The 18,149-nt window shown below is 40.4% G+C and carries 13 protein-coding genes; 8 read left to right on the forward strand and 5 right to left on the reverse strand.

Going from position 1 to position 18,149, the window contains the following annotated elements:
• Positions 1 to 11 precede the first annotated feature (11 nt).
• Both G0Q07_RS08430 and G0Q07_RS08435 read left to right on the forward strand, forming a co-directional pair.
• Positions 12 to 797 carry a thiamine pyrophosphate-dependent enzyme gene (locus tag G0Q07_RS08430; protein ID WP_163345671.1) on the forward strand — a complete coding sequence of 262 codons (786 nt, stop codon included), beginning with the start codon at positions 12 to 14 and terminating at the stop codon, positions 795 to 797.
• 12 nt (positions 798 to 809) lie between these two features.
• The gene (locus tag G0Q07_RS08435) at positions 810 to 1,361 is read left to right on the forward strand and encodes a 2-oxoacid:acceptor oxidoreductase family protein (RefSeq protein WP_163345672.1); all 552 of its coding nucleotides are present in this window, start codon (positions 810 to 812) and stop codon (positions 1,359 to 1,361) included.
• A 61-nt stretch (positions 1,362 to 1,422) separates the two neighbouring features.
• Here the strand turns inward: G0Q07_RS08435 and G0Q07_RS08440 are convergent, their stop codons facing one another.
• Entirely contained in the window at positions 1,423 to 3,495 is a 2,073-nt protein-coding gene (locus tag G0Q07_RS08440; protein WP_163345673.1) for a helix-turn-helix domain-containing protein, read from the reverse strand.
• Between the two features lie 333 nt (positions 3,496 to 3,828).
• On the opposite strand from G0Q07_RS08440, the gene G0Q07_RS08445 reads away from it, so the two are divergent.
• From G0Q07_RS08445 to G0Q07_RS08470, 6 genes are all read left to right on the forward strand, one after another.
• On the forward strand, positions 3,829 to 5,553 hold the full coding sequence (locus G0Q07_RS08445) for an acyltransferase family protein (protein WP_163345674.1): 1,725 nt from the start codon (positions 3,829 to 3,831) through the stop codon (positions 5,551 to 5,553).
• A 195-nt stretch (positions 5,554 to 5,748) separates the two neighbouring features.
• Positions 5,749 to 6,417 carry a porin family protein gene (locus G0Q07_RS08450; protein WP_163345675.1) on the forward strand — a complete coding sequence of 223 codons (669 nt, stop codon included), beginning with the start codon at positions 5,749 to 5,751 and terminating at the stop codon, positions 6,415 to 6,417.
• Between the two features lie 125 nt (positions 6,418 to 6,542).
• Positions 6,543 to 6,827 carry a hypothetical protein gene (locus G0Q07_RS08455; RefSeq protein WP_163345676.1) on the forward strand — a complete coding sequence of 95 codons (285 nt, stop codon included), beginning with the start codon at positions 6,543 to 6,545 and terminating at the stop codon, positions 6,825 to 6,827.
• Between the two features lie 278 nt (positions 6,828 to 7,105).
• Positions 7,106 to 7,603, forward strand: a complete 498-nt coding sequence (locus G0Q07_RS08460; protein WP_163345677.1) for a hypothetical protein — start codon at positions 7,106 to 7,108, stop codon at positions 7,601 to 7,603.
• Between the two features lie 331 nt (positions 7,604 to 7,934).
• Positions 7,935 to 10,979: a beta-L-arabinofuranosidase domain-containing protein gene (locus tag G0Q07_RS08465; RefSeq protein WP_163345678.1), complete on the forward strand. Its 3,045-nt coding sequence runs from the start codon at positions 7,935 to 7,937 to the stop codon at positions 10,977 to 10,979.
• A 275-nt stretch (positions 10,980 to 11,254) separates the two neighbouring features.
• Positions 11,255 to 11,761 carry a hypothetical protein gene (locus G0Q07_RS08470; RefSeq protein WP_163345679.1) on the forward strand — a complete coding sequence of 169 codons (507 nt, stop codon included), beginning with the start codon at positions 11,255 to 11,257 and terminating at the stop codon, positions 11,759 to 11,761.
• An 85-nt stretch (positions 11,762 to 11,846) separates the two neighbouring features.
• Here G0Q07_RS08470 and nifJ read toward each other — a convergent pair whose 3' ends face one another.
• The 4 genes from nifJ to G0Q07_RS08490 form a co-directional block, all read right to left on the reverse strand.
• A complete protein-coding gene (gene nifJ / locus G0Q07_RS08475) occupies positions 11,847 to 15,407 on the reverse strand; it encodes a pyruvate:ferredoxin (flavodoxin) oxidoreductase (RefSeq protein WP_163345680.1) in 3,561 nt (1,186 codons plus the stop codon).
• Positions 15,408 to 15,646: 239 nt separating this feature from the next.
• Positions 15,647 to 16,828 (reverse strand): ATP-binding protein, encoded by a 1,182-nt coding sequence (locus G0Q07_RS08480; protein ID WP_163345681.1) that lies wholly within the window; start codon positions 16,826 to 16,828, stop codon positions 15,647 to 15,649.
• Positions 16,829 to 16,974: 146 nt separating this feature from the next.
• Positions 16,975 to 17,547 (reverse strand): electron transport complex subunit RsxA, encoded by a 573-nt coding sequence (gene rsxA / locus G0Q07_RS08485; RefSeq protein WP_163345682.1) that lies wholly within the window; start codon positions 17,545 to 17,547, stop codon positions 16,975 to 16,977.
• An 11-nt stretch (positions 17,548 to 17,558) separates the two neighbouring features.
• Positions 17,559 to 18,143, reverse strand: coding sequence for an RnfABCDGE type electron transport complex subunit E (locus G0Q07_RS08490; protein WP_163345683.1), 585 nt, complete (start codon positions 18,141 to 18,143; stop codon positions 17,559 to 17,561).
• Between the last annotated feature and the right edge of the window lie 6 nt (positions 18,144 to 18,149).

Genomic DNA, 18,149 nt, shown 5'->3' on the forward strand with positions numbered 1-18,149 from the left:
CGGAGGAGATTATGGATATTAAAGAAATTGTAAAGCCGGAAAATCTGGTTTACCAAAAATCAGAAGTACTGAATGACGATATTATGCATTACTGCCCGGGATGTTCTCATGGTGTGGTTCATAAAATTCTTGCTGAACTGATTGAAGAAATGGGCCTACAGGAAAAAGCCGTTGGTATTGCACCTGTAGGTTGTGCTGTTTTTGCCTACAATTATATCGATATCGACTGGCAGGAGGCTGCGCACGGACGTGCACCAGCTGTGGCAACGGGCGTTGCCCGCGTAAACCCCGATAATTTTGTGTTTACCTACCAGGGTGATGGCGACCTCGCGTCGATTGGAGCAGCTGAAATTATGCATGCCTGTAACCGAGGTGAGAATATTCTGGTGATTTTTATTAATAACGGAATTTACGGAATGACTGGTGGCCAAATGGCACCAACAACACTCGAAGGAATGGTAACTTCGACCACTCCAGCCGGACGAAATGTAGATTTGAACGGTTATCCGATGAAGATTACTAACCTGATAGCACAATTGCCAGGTACTTCTTATGTAACACGCCAGGCTGTTCATACTGCGGCAACGGCTCGCAAATGTAAACGATCGCTGAAAAAAGCCATTCAAAACGTGCTGGATAAAAAAGGAACTTCATTTGTTGAGGTGGTTTCAACCTGTAGCTCGGGATGGAAAATGAGCCCTGTTGATTCCAACAAATGGATGGAAGAGAACATGATTCCTTATTATCCGTTAGGCGATTTGAAAGACAGTGTTAAAGGTGAACATTCGGAAAATTAAAAAATTGAAGCTATGACAGAAGAAATGATAATTGCCGGATTTGGAGGACAAGGTGTACTTTCGATGGGTAAAATTCTGGCCTACTCGGGCATTATGGAAGATAAGGAAGTTACCTGGTTCCCGTCATACGGTCCTGAAATGCGTGGTGGAACTGCCAACGTTACTGTAATTGTTAGCGATACACGCATTAGTTCGCCTATTTTACAGGAGTTTGATACCGCCATTATTCTGAACCAACAGAGTATGGACAAATTTGAATCAGCTGTAAAACCCGGTGGTACTTTATTGTACGACCCAAACGGAGTAATCAATCCGCCAACACGTACGGATATCAACATTTTTAAAGTGGAAGCCACAAAAACCGCTGTTGAAATGGGAAATCCAAAAGTGTTTAATATGATTGTTTTTGGAAGTTACCTGAAAGTTCGGCCAATCCTTTCGCTGGATAACGTGGAAAAAGGTCTGGAAAAATCACTTCCGGAACGTTACCACAAATTAATTCCGCTAAATCTGGAGGCTATTAAAAAAGGGCAGGAGCTTGTGGATGATGTCCAAGTTGTTTAAAGGACTAAGACAAATAAATGCAAGCCTTTCATCTGTATAGATGAGGGGCTTTTTTTATGGTTTATAAAAGCCCTTTTTCCTGCAGTGACTTCTCAATCCGTTTGTGATTCGCATTGAATTTGTCTTCGATTTCGCAAAACACCTTATTATACTGCGGGTGTTGTTTCAAATTGTCCATCAGCGGATCGATTGGAGTAAAAAGAATGGTCCAGTAATGAAAGTTATCCTGTTGTGTGAACGCTTTTAAATAGTCGATTGCCTTGTCGGTATCTCCTTTGAAGGAATAGTAAAATGCCAGTGAAAAATTACTGTAAATGGAAGGATCGTTTTCTGCCCATGATTTGTACAACCCAAAATATTTATCAGCCAATTCCTGATCGCCCACTTTATCAAAGGTCACTGCAATTTTCCCATTTTCCGATGGATAAATGTCGAGGTTGTACATTACTCTGGCTTCAACAAAGGCTTTGTAATAGATAGCCGCCGTTTCAAAATCACGGAGATAGTAGTAGGATTTTGCAACTTCCTGCAGGATGTCGAGGCGGGTTTTGTCTTTTTCAAAAGCTGCCAGCAATGATTTATTGAGCTGGTTCAGGTCTTCATTTTGAGCATACTCGATAAACGCTTTTACATATTGCGAGTAAAGATTTTCAGGAAGATATTTGAGTGAAATGTCGATGTACTTTGCTGCTTCATCAACAAAGCCCGATTGGATAAAAGCATTACTAATGTGCAGGTAACTGAAACTTGCCGCTGCCGAATCGTAGGCCGCAACGATATCAATTTCAAGCCCTTTTAGAGCGTACTCCAGGTACTTCTCGGTGTTGGGTAAATGGTTTACATATAATTCCACCAGAAAGATTAAAACGACATCAGAATTCGGACTGATTTCCAGCGCTTTTTCAAGGTAAGGAAGTGCCAGCTCATACTCCTTATGCTCCATGTAAAAAAGTGCTTTGGCCGTTAAACTCTGCGGCAGCTTCGAGTCGTAAAAAAGTGCCTGATCGGCATAATAATTTATGGAGTCGGCAAAATGTTTTTCCGTTTTGTGTTGGTCTAAAAGATAAAAGGCAATTGCAATACCCGCATAAGAACGGGCAAATTCTTCGTCGTGTTGAATCGCTTTTTTGAAATACGGGATGGCCGTTTTCAGGTTTTCTTCCGTTGGTTTGCCAAGCAAATCATATCCTTTTAAAAACAGGTCGTAAGCCACCATGTTATTGGTTGGTGCTTTTTCAATACGTTTTATTTCTTCAGGAGTAACAATGGCTTCTATCTGTTCAGCGATACTTTTTGCTACATCGGCCTGCAGGGTAAAAATGTCTTCGGTATCGCGCCGGTATTGCTGGCTCCACAAATGTTTATCGGTTTTTGCTTCTATCAATTGAATATTTAAAAGGATTTGGTTGCCAATTTTCTGTCCGCTGCCTTCTACCAGGTAGCTTGCATTTAATTCGCGTGCAATTTCGGGTGTCGGTTTCGGATTATTTCGGTACTGCTCTACCGAAGTGCGGCTAATTACCCGCAGATCTTTAATTTGCTGAAGATTGTTCAGCGTGGCTTCCATCAATCCGTTAATGATATACACGTTTGTAGTGTCGTTACTGTCGTTTAAAAATGGCAGCACGGCAATCGACTTTGCCTTATTTTTATCTTCTGAGGACGGACCTAAAACAACGTACAGAATGGCGGCAATTATAGCGATGGCAAAGAATGAAATTAATAAAACCGGGAATTTTTCTCTCGGAGAGGGAGCATTCTGTTCTGACTCAACTTCCGGTTCCTGCTCCTGAACTTCGTGGTTGCCCATTTCTCCCGGAGGAAATCCATACAACTCGCGGAAGCATTTAATAAAATAGGAAGGGCTGCCAAAACCAACTTTATACGAAACTTCAGAAACCGTGTACGATCCTTCCTGAAGTAACTCGGTAGCATATTTTAAACGAACATTGCGGATAAACTGGCTGGCGGATAAATCGGTTAGTTTTTTGATTTTTCGTAACAGGTTCGAGCGACTCATGCCAACGGCGTCTGCCAACTCCGAAACACCAAACTGTTCGTTGGAAATGTTCTCCTCTACAAGCTGAGTAATTTGGTTTAGAAAACTTTTTTCTGCGGTGTTAAGATTTGGCATAGTTGACTGCTTCGGATAATTACGACACTAAAAGTACAAAAACTGTTTGTTAGTCGCTTATGCTAGCTGTGGTTTTGGAGATATTTTATTATCAGGAGCATGTTTTTCGATGTTTTTATGAGCTTCCTGGAGCGCTTATTTGGCAAGCTTTTCAGGGCTCTGCATTAAGTGTTGCATCATAATTTATATGCTTGCGCCATAATTTTTAAGCCTTCAGCAAACTTCATACACATGGCTGCATAGTTCATTAGACCTGCGTCACGCTTCGCCCGACCTTTACACTAACAAAAACAACGGATATCGCGCTAAAGATTTCCACAAAAAATTAAAATCATGAAAACACGAATTTATTTTCTCGACCATTTAAGAACATTAATGATTTTCCTGGTTGTGGTTTTACACTCAGGATTAGTTTACGAGCATGTTTTGCAAAACTCATGGATTGTTGTCGATCCGGTAAAAGCAAATTCAATTGGTTTGATCCGACTTTATCTTGATCTTTTTGTAATGTTTATGATCTTCTTTATCTCCGGGTATTTAATCCCGATGTCGCTGAAGTCAAAAACATCAATCGAATTTATTAAGTCAAAAGTGAAACGTATTTTGATACCGTGGGTAATTGCAGTTTTTACTTTGATTCCTGCTTACAAATTCATCTTTTTATATTCACGTGGTTTACCACAGGAAGAATGGTTCTCGTACTTTCACTTTTTTGAACGGGCCGGAAGCGACCTAAGTTTTTATGCCAATAATCCGGCACAAAACTGGTTGTGGTTCTTGCCTGTACTTTTTATGTTTCAGGTAATTTATCTGGTACTTGCAAAAACAAAGGTTCTATCCTTAAAAATTAACCTGAAAACTGCCGTAATTATAATGTTTGTAGTTGGTGTAGTTTACAGTGTTACAATTGCTCAAACGGGACTTAACGGATGGTACCATTCGGCTATTCTGCATTTTCAGCGCGAGCGTTTACTGGTTTATTTTATGTCATTTTTGCTGGGTTCGCTTTGCTATAAGCTAAAAGTGTTCGAATCAACCCAAAAGAACAAGCGCCTGTATGTAATTGCAAATGTAGTATTGACATTCACACTGGGTATTTTTACTGCCGTCGCACTTAATACCTTTTTTAATATCATCGATCCAACGCGGAATTACTATTTCATTTCACAATTTGCCGACCGTGTAGCTTATTATGCTTTTGGCCTGGCATCGCAACTTACTTTGCTGTATGTATTCCTTTACGGTTTCCGTAACAGCTTAAATAGAAGGTATGCATTTATGGATGAACTGAACCGCAATTCTTACTCGGTTTATATTATTCACACGATTGTATTGGGAGTAGTTGCACTGTCAATAATGGCAATACCTATTCCGCCGATGGTAAAATTCCTCATGGTTACCTTATTAACTTTTGGTCTTTCGAATCTGCTTATTTACTCGTGGCGAACCATTCGTCAGCGCACGGTCAATACAAAAACAGTTGCCACTGCGGTAATGTCGGTAGTGATTGTATTAGCTGCTTTTACTGCATATCCCGGAACAACAGAAAGCAAAGAACAGAAAACAGAGACAACAGAAACAAACACAGCTCCTCAAAGCGGGACCAGTATTCATGCAGCTGTAGTTGCAGGAGATTTGGAAGCAGTACAGCGGATAATTGAATCGGGTGCCGATTTGAATGAAAAAGAACCCGCTGGTGGTTCAAGTCCTCTAATGACTGCCTGTGTATTCGGAAAAACAGAAATTGCCAAAGTACTGATCGACGCCGGTGCCGAACTGAATGTTACGAATAATGATGGTTCTACAGCTTTGCACACCGCAGCTTTTTTCTGCCGTACCGAAATAGTTAAGACATTGTTAAACAAAGGTATCGATAGTTCCGTAGTAAATAATTCAGGATCTACTGCCTTGCAGTCTGTTCAGGCTCCTTTCGCAATGGTAAAAGGAATCTATGAATACTTTGCCAAAGTGTACGAACCACTAGGACTTCAACTTGACCTCGACAGGATAGAGAAAACACGTCCTGTAATTGCTGAAATTATTGCGAACAACGAATAAATCCAAAGCCATAAAGTTATTCGTCGGAAAATGTTAGTCGTGCTGCAAACAGTAGTGGTAACCAGCATGCGTAACCATAAAAGCGGAGGAGGTAAATTTATCTCCTCCAACAATCAAAAACAGTCTGCACGGAAAATAACCTAACCTTACTTTTGGTCACCCGTATAGAAAATTATACATTAACAGTCGTGAATTATGAACATATTAAAGCGTTTACTGACAGTGGTTTTGTTCACCACATTTACAAGTTTCTTATTTGCCCAAACCATTGGCATAAAAGCCGGGTACACTTTGTCGGATTTGTTACTTAAGGAAGATGGCGAATCTGTTAGCGATGAATTCGACATGAGGTCGGGATTTCATATTGGGCCTACGTTTGAATGGGGAATTGGAGAAGGGGCTGGTATTGAAACGGCTTTGTTGATTACCACCAAAGGAGTAAAAACGAATGAGTCGGAATTGTTTGAAGGTATTGCGTATAGTTCAAAATCGAAAGTGAACCTGTGGTACCTCGATATTCCAGTGTTTGGGAAATTATATGCCGATGTAAACAAATCCCGGATTTACGGAATGCTTGGGCCATATTTTGGAATTGGCCTTAGCGGAAAAACAAAAGTAGAAGAGAAGGGTGGCACCGAAAGTTTTAATGAAGAGTGGAACATCGTTTGGGGACCCGATGAGGACGACGACCTAAAACGCCTTGGACTTGGCCTGGCTGTTGGCGGAGGTGTGGAAATTAATTCATTCTTGTTTGAATTTACCGCTCATTTTGCTTTGAATAATATTTCGCCACAGACCGATTACGATATGGTGGCCCGCAACCGTTCGTTTATGTTTTCTGTGGGGTATAAATTTCATAAATAGCAGGGGGGGATTTTGCCCTGCACTAACAAAAATTGATTAAGTTTGCCGCCAAAATCGCCACGATGGATATTAGTGGAAACTGGACATATAACGAGGATTTTGAATACGGAAACTCAGTGGGATAGGTGGAGCTTAGGCAAGCCGGAAACGAGGTAAACGGCGTATTTTCGTTTGCCGAAGAGGTGAAAAACAACTATCGCATTCAGGTTACCGAAAAAGTAAAAGGCACTATTACCGATGGAAAACTGCTGCTGGAGAGCGTTGATGTTAAAGCCATTCAAAACGGCCGGGAGATCAGTTACCTGCCCAATACTTTTGAAATACAACACATTGCCGAAAATCAACTGGTAGGATCAACATACGACAGCGAAAACGTGTGTGGCGTTTTTGTGTTGAAGCGAAAAATATAATTGCCGGGAAACAAGCTTTCCTTCTCTTTGCTACCGAGGTTTAGAAGATTGTTGCAGTTGCTGAACGGCGGCTCAATAAAAGGAAGGTATTGAATCTGTCATTCGCTGCAGTTTATAATGTGTGGAATATTCAACTTCGGTTGGAATTGTCGTTTTCGCTATCATTGATTTTCTAAACCGATTATGTTTTTGGTGTTATTCACCAAAATTGGTTTTTGAAATTATATTACTTTTAAGGCAAAGCGAAATTAACAAATAAGCTCAATACACTGAACAATATGCAACAATTAACAATCACACACAAAAAATGGCTTAAATCTATTCATTTGTTGGCCGCGGGTATTTGGGTTACCACGGGCTTAACCATGTTTTTACTAAATTTTTTAAGCAGCAATATTGAAACAGGAGAACAACTTTTTCTGATGAATCAAATTGTTCATTTTATTGACATGAAAATATTGGTTCCGGCAGCTATTCTTTGCCTTATTACCGGATGGGTTTATTCTCAATTTACAAAATGGGGCTACTTTAAACATGGGTGGATGACTTACAAATGGATTATTACGCTACTTATTATTGTATTGGGAACTATTTTTTCGGGGCCATGGATTGAAGAAATGGTTAAAATTTCGGGAGAAATAGGGCTTAAGGCACTCAATAATACCAAATATCAACTGCTCGACAGAAACCAAACAATTATGGGCCTTTGTATGAATGGCACGCTAATTATTACCATTTTTATTTCGGTGTTTAAACCTAAAAAAAAGGCAAAGTAATTTGTTTCTTTCTGCTCTAAACAATTTTTACAGAAAGTAAGGAAAGGCTGTATTATGCCGCTAACGAATTGGAACCGCTTTTTACCCAATGAAAACGAATAGTCTGAATAAATTCTAAAGGTTTTGTAGTAAGGAGAATTATCATAAAACCCAAAAAGCTTAACCCTGACATAAATAAACGAATACAATAAAAGCGATTGTAATGGTATTTTGAACATACAGTCAAGGATTTTGAACAGCTATATATGCACCGTTGCTAATAGGTAAACTATTTTTGAATCCGGAAAGTGACCCATCGGTCCTTCCTGATTAAAAATTAAATATAATAATTATGAAACTACTAAAGCCGATCGTTGGAATACTAATAAGTCTATGTGCGTGCAGCACAAGTTTAGTATTTGCACAAAGCGGTGACCAGATTTTAGACGGGATTGGTGAAACAGGATTAATTGCCCGTTATACATTGGAAGAAAATGTAAAAGATTGGTCGAGAAATAATTTACATGGAAGTATTCAGGGCTCTGCTTACACATTTATTGACGATGAAGAGTTCGGCAAAGTACTTTCTTTATCCGGAGATGGAAAAACCTTTATCAGTATCCCTGGAGAATTAATGGCAGGCGAGGAGTCGCTAAGTATTTCGGGATGGTTTTACCTGAATTCAGCAGAAAATGGTGCTCCACTTTTCGACTTTGAGAAAAACCACAAGTCGAGTTTTTCGGCTGCAATCACAGCAGATGGTTTTGTGGCTCAGGTTTCTACCGATACCGATAAATATAACGCAAGTTCCGAGGCAATTGAATTAAATAAATGGAATCATATTGCTGTTGTTCTGGATATTCCGTCAAAAACCTTTGCTACCTATCTTAACGGAGAAATGGTTAGCGAGGTGAAAAATTTTGAGGTGGAATTAGAACAACTATTTGGTAGCACGATTGGAAAAGATGGTAAGTTCGTTATTGGAAAATCCCTGACATCAGATGATGTATCATTAAAAGCAAAACTGCACGACTTCAGGATCTATAGAATTCCTTTAAGCAACAGGCAAATCGGGTGGATTCACTTTAGTGCATTGCATAAGGAGGAAGCAGAAGAGATGATGAGAAACCGACAGGATGCCGATCTTCAGGAGTTTCCTGAATCGACACCACAGTTGTATAACGCGTATTTAACCGATGTTCCAACTATCGAGGTGGAAACCGAAGTGGGCTTTCTCCCTCGTTTGCCACGCTTTGTGAGCGGTGTTTTCAGCAAGAACATTCAGGGATCTGATGTGCGTGTGCTCTGGCCATCGCCCGAGGATAACAGCGCTGTGCAAAATACGGGGAAATATACTGTTACCGGACGAGTTGCCGGAACCGATATTCAGCCAAAAGCTATTGTTACAGTAAAAAAAGTGAAAAAGCATACCGCTCCTGAGCGCACACTGGAAGCTTTTGAGTTGAATGAAGTGACGTTAAATGCCGATATTCATAATCATAAAACAAAATTTATTGAGAACCGCGATAAATTTATTCATGGCTTACAGCATACCAATCCCGATGATTTCCTTTACATGTTCCGAAATGCCTTTGGACAGCAACAACCCGAGGGCGCAAAACCGCTTGGCGTTTGGGATAGCCAGGAAACAAAATTGCGGGGCCATGCAACAGGACATTATTTAAGTGCTTTGGCACAAGCTTATTCGAGCTCGGCCTACGACAAGTCAGTTCAGGCAGAATTTGCTGATAAGATGGAATATATGGTGAATACGCTGTATGAATTATCACTACTATCGGGACAAGCCAAAAGTGTAGGAGGGAAAAGTGTGGCAGACCCGTTGGCCGTGCCTCCCGGACCGGGACAAGCAGATTATAATTCGGATTTAAGCGAAGACGGTATTCGCACCGATTACTGGAACTGGGGAACAGGATTTATTAGTGCCTATCCGCCAGACCAGTTTATTATGCTGGAACACGGCGCAAAATACGGAACCGATAACGATAAAGTTTGGGCTCCCTATTATACCTTGCATAAAATCCTTGCCGGTTTATTGGATATTTATGAAGTGAGTGGAAATGAAAAGGCCCTGGAAATTGTAAAAGGAATGAGCGACTGGGTTGCTGCCCGTTTAAATGAAGTGCCTGAAGAGACTCTTATAAGCATTTGGAACACCTACATTGCCGGTGAATTTGGAGGAATGAACGAAGCAATGGCAAGACTGAGCCGATTGACCAACGAGCCTCGTTACCTTGAAACTGCTAAATTATTTGATAATATTCGTGTTTTCTTTGGCGATGCCGGGCATACACACGGACTGGCAAAGAATGTAGATATGTTCCGTGGCTTGCATGCCAATCAGCACATTCCGCAAATTATGGGAGCACTCGAAATCTATCGCGATTCGAAAGAACCGGAATATTTCGATATTGCCGATAACTTTTGGTATAAAACTACAGGAGATTATATGTACAGTATTGGAGGTGTGGCAGGAGCACGTAATCCGGCCAATGCTGAATGTTTTACCGCTGAACCGGCAACGCTTTACGAAAACGGTTTCTCGGTAGGCGGACAGAACGAAACCTGTGCAACCTACAACATGCTTAAATTGAGTCGCAACCTGTTTCTGTATAATCAGCAAGCCAAATTGATGGATTATTACGAGCGTGGGCTTTACAACCATATTCTGGCATCAGTTGACAAACATACCCCGGCAAATACCTACCACGTGCCTTTGCGCGCCGGTTCTGTTAAACATTTCAGTAATGCACATATGGATGGGTTTACCTGCTGCAACGGTACGGCAATCGAGAGCAATACAAAATTGCAGAACTCGATTTATTTCCGCAGTGCAGATAACAAGGTTTTGTATGTAAACCTTTATGTGCCATCAACATTAAAATGGACCGATAAGAATATAACTGTTAAGCAAACAACGGCTTATCCAAAAGAAGACCATACCACGTTAACGATTAACGGCAGTGGTAAATTCGATCTAAATGTGCGTGTGCCGCACTGGGCTAGCAAAGGATTTTTTGTAACTATAAATGGCAAGAAACAAGATGTAAATGCGGAGCCGGGAACTTACCTTACCATCAGTCGTAAGTGGAAAGATGGTGATAAAGTGGAGTTGCGCATGCCTTTCCACTTTTATTTAGAGCCGGTAATGGATCAGCAAAACGTAGCCAGTTTATTTTACGGACCGGTTTTATTGGCAGCTCAGGAAGAGGATCCACGAAAAGAATGGCGTAAAGTAACGCTTAATGCAAAAGATATCAGTAAATCCATTTTGGGTAATCCTGAAAAGTTAGAATTTACTATTGAGGGTGTTGTTTATAAACCTTTTTACGAAACATACGGGCGTCATTCAGTTTACCTCGACGTGACTTTAAAATAGTTCTCATTAACTACCAAGAGGAAGGTAGAAGGATCCGAACCATAATTGTTAAAGATAATATGGATCGGATTCTTTACTATCTAACGATTATTTTAGAGCTTAATTCTGCTGATTTCATAAGAACGAGGTTTTAGCTACAGCTATTCAAATTCTCAATCGCACTTATACATCTTTAACAGAAACTTTTTCATTACAAAATCGTAAACAGGCATATCTTTTTACTCCATTAAAGTTGTGAATGCCAGGCACATATTTATTTACCAAAAATCAACGTTATGAAAAAAATCTGCATTTTTCTTATGGTAATTTTCGGGGTATTTGCCTGTGATGCCCCATTTGAAGAACAACCTGAAATGGACCTGAAATCAGGTAACAGGATTGAACGTACCATTAAGTTTCAGAAAGCAAGTGGAGTGATGGAAGTCATTCAGAATATGGACGCATGCACCGCAACGGGCTTACAAATGATAATTTCCGGAGGGGGAAATGCTACTTTTCTGGGGAACTTTACTGTTTACAACAAACTTTGTATTGATGGGGATGGAAACCCTGTTTCTCCAATCTGGGGAGAATTAACCGCTGCCAATGGAGATAAGATCTATACCATGGTAAATACTGATCCATGGGTTGATGAAGATGGTATGCACTATCTTTATAAAATACGAGAGGGAATGTCTACCGGAAGATTTGAAGGTGCGACCGGATATATCGATATGTATGGTATAATAGATCACATTAACATGACCTGGGACTTGAAAGGTGAAGGAATGATCAAGTTCTAGTGCAATTTATTAAGAGACTGAATAATGGCATAAAAAAACCGCTTCAAAACGAAGCGGCTTTTTAATATAGCGTTGAATAAGTTTATTATTCTTTTCCTTCTTCAGGTTTTGAATAATCCATGGCTGCCATACGTTCGTAAGACTTGTAACGCCATTTGGCATTGTCTTCAGCAGCTGAGAATAATTCGTCAGCCTCTGCAGGGAAGGTTTTCTTTAATGAAGTATAACGAACTTCACCATTTAAGAATTCCTGGAATTTGCTCCAATCCGGTGCTTTCGAATCCAACTGGAATGGGTTTTTGCCCTCTTCTTCCAATAATGGATTATGACGGAACAACGACCAGTATCCCGCTGCTACTGCTTTTTTCTCTTCTTCCTGTGTTTTACCCATACTTGCGCGCAAGCCGTGGCTAATACATGGAGCATAAGCAATAATAATAGATGGACCCGGGTAAGCTTCTGCTTCTTTTAATGCTTTAAAATATTGCGATTGGTTGGCTCCCATTGCAACTTGCGCAACGTAAACATAACCATAGCTCATCATCATTGCTCCCAAATCTTTTTTACGGATTTTTTTACCCGAAGCAGCAAACTTCGCAACCGCTCCAACAGGAGTTGATTTTGATGCCTGACCACCTGTGTTTGAGTAAATCTCGGTATCCATTACTAAAATATTGATGTCTTCGCCACTGGCCATTACGTGGTCTAAACCACCAAAACCAATGTCGTAAGCCCAACCGTCACCACCAAATACCCAAGTCGATTTTTTAACCAGGTATTGTTTTAGTTTCACGATTTCTTGAGCATCAGCATTTTTGCTTGACGAGATTACATCTAATACATTTTTAGAGGCAACAACAGATGCATTCGCATTGTTTTTGTTTGCTAACCATTCAGTATACACCTCTTTTTCAGCATCGGAAGCACCATTTGAAAGTGCACCTTCCATAATAGAAGCAATACGATCGCGCTGCGCACTCACTCCTTCAGCAAAACCAAAACCATATTCGGCGTTGTCTTCGAATAATGAGTTTGCCCAGGCCGGACCGTGTCCGGAATCTTTATGCTTACAATATGGAGTTGCCGGAGCAGAACCACCGTAAATTGAAGAACATCCGGTAGCGTTGGCAACCATCATACGTTCTCCGTATAATTGAGTAATTAATTTAATATATGGCGTTTCACCACAACCGGCACAAGCTCCCGAGAACTCGAATAATGGTTGAGCAAACTGCGAGTTTTTAACCGACTTGGTTTTGTCAACAACAGTTTCTTTTAATGAAACTTCGTCAACCATATAGTCCCAACGTGCAATTTCATCTTGCTGGGTACCAAGTGGTTTCATTATCAGTGATTTCTCTTTTGAAGGACAAACATCGGCACAGTTACCACAACCCGTACAATCGAGTGCACTTACCTGAATTCTGAAGCTCAATCCACCAAATACTTTTGCCGGTGTAGCTACCTTTACTTCTGTTCCGCCGGGTGCTTTTTCAACTTCTTCTTCGGTCATTAAGAATGGACGAATAGCAGCGTGCGGACAAACATAAGCACATTGGTTACACTGAATACAGTTGCCAGCTTGCCATTCGGGTACGTTTACTGCAACACCACGTTTTTCGTAGGCGGCAGTTCCTTGTGGGAATGTACCATCTTCGCTTCCTGCAAAAGTAGAAACGGGAAGATCGTCGCCACGTTGACCGTTAATCACGTCAACAACGTTTTTAATGTATTCCGGACGTTTTGCATCTTCTTCAACTTCACCAACAACAATGTCTGCCCATTCGGCAGGAACATCAACCGAAACTACATTTTTACCACCAGCGTCAACGGCTGCGTAGTTCATGTTTACAATCTTTTCGCCTTTGTTACCGTACGATTTTACAATGGCAGCTTTCATTTCTTCAACTGCTTTTTCGTAAGGGATAACACCGGTTATTTTGAAGAAAGCCGATTGCATGATTGTATTGGTACGAGTACCTAAACCTAATTCTTCACCCAACCTGGTTCCGTTAATGATGTAGAATTTGATATCGTTTTCTGCCATGTACTTTTTCATTGAATCAGGCAGATTGTTTTTGGTTTCTTCTGCATCCCAAATAGAATTGAGCAAGAAAGAACCACCTTTTTTCAATCCTTTTAATACATCGTACATGTGTAAGTACGCTGGTACGTGGCAGGCTACAAAGTCAGGTGTTGTTACCAGGTAAGTTGAACGGATTGCTTTGTCACCAAAACGAAGGTGAGAACAAGTAAAACCACCCGATTTTTTTGAATCGTACTGGAAATACCCCTGACAAGATTTGTCGGTAGCATTACCAATAATCTTAATTGAGTTTTTATTTGCGCCAACAGTACCATCAGAACCCAAACCATAAAATTTAGCCTGGTATGTTCCTTTTGGAGTCATATCGATTTCTTCTTTTAACGGAAGCGATTTGAATGTAACATCATCCACGATACCTACAGTGAAATCACTTTTTGGCTCATTTAGCTCCAGGTTTTCGTAAATAGATACAATTTGCGATGGAGTAGTGTCTTTTGAACCTAAACCATAACGACCACCAACAATAACCGGTGCATTTTCTTTTCCGTAGAAATGAGAACGAATATCAAGGAATAATGGCTCACCACCAGCTCCAGGCTCTTTTGCACGATCGATAACAGCAATACGTTTTACTGATTCAGGAAGAGCTTCAATAAAATATTTTGCTGAGAAAGGACGGAAAAGGTGAACAGATATCAAACCTACTTTTTTGCCTTGTGCTGTTAAATAGTCGATTGTTTCTTTAATGGTTTCGGTTACAGAACCCATTGCAATAATAATGTTTTCTGCATCCGGCGCACCATAATAAGTGAATGGACGGTATTTTCTACCTGTCAATTCGCTAATTTGATCCATGTAATCAGCAACAATGTCAGGAACTGCATCGGTAAATTTGTTTCCTGCTTCTTTTGCCTGGAAGAAAATATCAGGGTTTTGAGCAGTACCACGCGTAACAGGATTTTCAGGGTTGATCGCACGGTTGCGGAATTCCTGAAGAGCTTCCTGGTCAACCAGTGGTATCATATCTTCCATTTCAAGAGCTTCAATTTTTTGAATTTCGTGTGAAGTACGGAATCCATCGAAGAATGCTAAGAAAGGAACTCTTGATTTAAGGGTTGCCAGATGAGCAACACCAGCTAAATCCATTTCTTCCTGAACAGAACCGGCACCCAACATTGCAAAACCTGTTTGACGGGCAGCATAAATATCACTGTGATCGCCAAAAATTGATAATGCGTGACCTGCTAATGCACGAGCACTTACGTGGAAAACTGTTGGAAGTAACTCACCCGCAATTTTGTACATGTTAGGGATCATTAATAACAAGCCCTGCGATGCAGTGTAAGTAGAAGTTAAAGCACCCGATTGTAACGCTCCGTGAACTGCACCTGCAGCACCACCTTCACTCTGCATTTCAGCCAAACGTACCGGGCGTCCAAACATATTTTTCTTTCCAAAAGCAGCCCATTCATCAACATACTCTGCCATGGTTGACGACGGAGTGATCGGATAAATACAGGCGACTTCGCTAAACATGTAACTCATGTACGCCGCGGCGTAGTTACCGTCACATGTTACCATTTTTTTTTGTTTTGCCATCTTTATTCGTCTTTAATTTATTTAGTTTATAATTGATATTTTTCTGATTGTATTGTTTGAGATTCCTCGCTTTGCTCGGAATGACAGTTTTGCTGTGGGTGAGCTATTGGGAGGGAAGTTTTGACGGCCAAGCCGCCAAAACTTCCCTCCCAATTGCCTTTAAACAACTATATATTTGTCATTCTGAGCGAAATGCAATGAAGCGAAAGAATCTTTTCATAATCATCAAACTTTATTTTTTAGTACAAAAATCCAAAGAGCCACAAAGGAATTTTGTTTCCTTCGCCAACTTCAATCACATCTGAAGCGGCATAAATTCCTTTTTTGGGTTCCAGTTTTCGTCCGCCAACATTGAATTTGTATTTTTCGTTGACGCAAAAATCGGCAACCGGCGATTTAGCCAGCTTACACACATAGCCTACCTGGTTATAAAAGAACGTTTGTCTAACCGTGGCTTTATCAAAGTTATTCGGAGCAATAGCATTCAGCAGGTTTGTATTGTGCATGTACACTTTGTCCGGCTTTTTCATCTGGTCGTCGTCACTGCCACCATTCTCATAAAGCAGGTTGATGAGTCGGGCATTCTTCAAATACTTCAGGTAGTTCATAATTGTTGCACGCGACGTTTCAACCGAAGATGCTAATTTACTAACATTTGGAGTAAATGGCGTTTCTGAGGCAATGATGTGCAACAGTTTTCTGAGCTTTGGGAGATATTTAAATTCAATCTGGTTAATGTACGGAACATCGATCTCAAGTGCCAAGTTGATATTCTTTAACAACTTGTCGATATAAAAATTCGGATCGTGAATATAGTAAGGGAAATAACCGTGTCTTAAATAATCATCGAAATAAGCTAGTGGCCTGATTTCGTCAACAATTTCTTGGGCAATTTCAATGTGGTTATTCAGTATTTCCTCCAGGGTATATGTGGTAAACTTACTTCCTGTTTGATGATTGAGGTACTCGCGAAACGATAATCCTTCAAGGTGATAAATGCTGGCTATTCCTTCCAAATCAGGATTGTCTTCCGTAATACGCAATACCGGCGATGAGGTGAAAATAATCTTCAGATCAGGAATTTCATCCAGGCATTTACGTAAATCGGCCGACCAATCGGGGTACTTTTGTATCTGATCGAGCAATAGTAGTTTCCCGCCACGTTTTGCAAATTCGTCGGCAAAAGAACTAATCTTACGTTTTGTGAAATAAAAATTATTCAGATTAAGATACAGAACATCGTTGCTGTTGGGGTAATGCGTTTTTATATAGTCGAGCAAAAATGTTGTTTTTCCAACGCTCCTGAATCCCTTGATGCAGATAAGCCTTTGGTTCCAATCGATATTGTTCATCAGCTCTCTCTGGATGGTATCTTTTGAACCCTGAAGTAATGATCTATGTACTTGTTGAAAAAATTCCAATGTTTATGATTTTAGTTAATTGAACTATGTCGATTTTTGCAATCTACACATAGCAAATTTAATAAATTTGTGTAAGGTCTGCATGTTTAATTTGTCGCTATGACAAAAATCATGAATCATTAATACTGGGTTAATCTAGAACTAACTTACACTAAGCCAGAGAATCCCATAAAAGCCATTGCAAGAATACCAGCTGCTATTAATGCAATTGGAGTTCCTTTTAATCCTTTTGGTACATCTTGCAAATCGAGGTGTTCACGAATTCCGGCAAAGATGATCAGTGCCAACCCGAAACCAATAGCATGCGATGTTGAAAATATTACGCCTTCCAGCAGGTTGAATTCGTTTTGTACAGTAAGGATAGCAACACCTAAAATTGCACAGTTTGTTGTAATCAATGGCAGGAAAATTCCAAGCGCCTGGTAGAGCGGAGGACTTACTTTTTTCAAAATGATTTCCACCATTTGCACCAACGAAGCGATGACTAGAATAAAGGCTATGGTTTGTAAAAATCCTAATCCGAATTTTTCGAGCACGTAATTTTGAATCAGATAAGTAACAATCGTTGCCAAAATCATTACAAAAGCAACAGCGCCGGTCATTCCAATACCAGTCGACACTTTTTTGGAAACTCCCAAAAACGGGCAGATTCCCAAAAACTGCATTAAAACAATGTTGTTTACAAGTATGGCGCCTATTACAATTACTAAATAGTTCATTTTCTATCCTCCTAATTTTTCTTTAAACGATTAATTAGTGCAATCAGGTATCCTAAAACAATAAATGCACCCGGGGCCAGCACAAATACAAGCGTTACGTAGTTCTCGGGGTAAATGGTAATGCTAAAGATTTTACCGCTTCCCAAAATTTCTCTGATACCTCCCAGCAAAACCAGGGCGAAACTAAAGCCAAGTCCAATTCCCAGGCCGTCGATTGCCGAGGAGAGTACTTTGTTTTTCGATGCGAAAGCTTCCGCACGTCCTAAAACTATGCAGTTTACAACAATTAACGGGATGAATAAACCTAGGCTTTTGTACAAGGCCGGCAAAAACGCCTGCATTGTTAATTGTACAATAGTTACAAAGGTTGCTATGATAACTATAAATGCCGGAATGCGTACTTTTTCAGGAATCGCACTTTTTACCAGCGACACCACAATGTTCGACATGAGCAAAACAAAGGTAGTGGCCAATCCCATACCAAGTCCGTTAATTGCCGACGAGGTAACACCCAACGTTGGGCACATCCCGAGCAGCAGTACAAAAACCGGATTTTCTTTTATAAAGCCTTTTGAAAAGTTTTTCCACTGATTCATAATACC

Source organism: Draconibacterium halophilum, from assembly GCF_010448835.1.
Classification (GTDB): Bacteria; Bacteroidota; Bacteroidia; order Bacteroidales; family Prolixibacteraceae; genus Draconibacterium; species Draconibacterium halophilum.

Bases quoted from the DNA above. Each gene is read 5' to 3' on its own strand.
- G0Q07_RS08430 (WP_163345671.1), top strand. From the start codon at position 12: ATGGATATTAAAGAAATTGTAAAGCCGGAAAATCTGGTTTACCAAAAA.
- G0Q07_RS08435 (WP_163345672.1), top strand. From the start codon at position 810: ATGACAGAAGAAATGATAATTGCCGGATTTGGAGGACAAGGTGTACTT.
- G0Q07_RS08440 (WP_163345673.1), bottom strand. From the start codon at position 3,495: ATGCCAAATCTTAACACCGCAGAAAAAAGTTTTCTAAACCAAATTACT.
- G0Q07_RS08445 (WP_163345674.1), top strand. From the start codon at position 3,829: ATGAAAACACGAATTTATTTTCTCGACCATTTAAGAACATTAATGATT.
- G0Q07_RS08450 (WP_163345675.1), top strand. From the start codon at position 5,749: ATGAACATATTAAAGCGTTTACTGACAGTGGTTTTGTTCACCACATTT.
- G0Q07_RS08460 (WP_163345677.1), top strand. From the start codon at position 7,106: ATGCAACAATTAACAATCACACACAAAAAATGGCTTAAATCTATTCAT.
- G0Q07_RS08465 (WP_163345678.1), top strand. From the start codon at position 7,935: ATGAAACTACTAAAGCCGATCGTTGGAATACTAATAAGTCTATGTGCG.
- G0Q07_RS08470 (WP_163345679.1), top strand. From the start codon at position 11,255: ATGAAAAAAATCTGCATTTTTCTTATGGTAATTTTCGGGGTATTTGCC.
- nifJ (WP_163345680.1), bottom strand. From the start codon at position 15,407: ATGGCAAAACAAAAAAAAATGGTAACATGTGACGGTAACTACGCCGCG.
- rsxA (WP_163345682.1), bottom strand. From the start codon at position 17,547: ATGAACTATTTAGTAATTGTAATAGGCGCCATACTTGTAAACAACATT.
- G0Q07_RS08490 (WP_163345683.1), bottom strand. From the start codon at position 18,143: ATGAATCAGTGGAAAAACTTTTCAAAAGGCTTTATAAAAGAAAATCCG.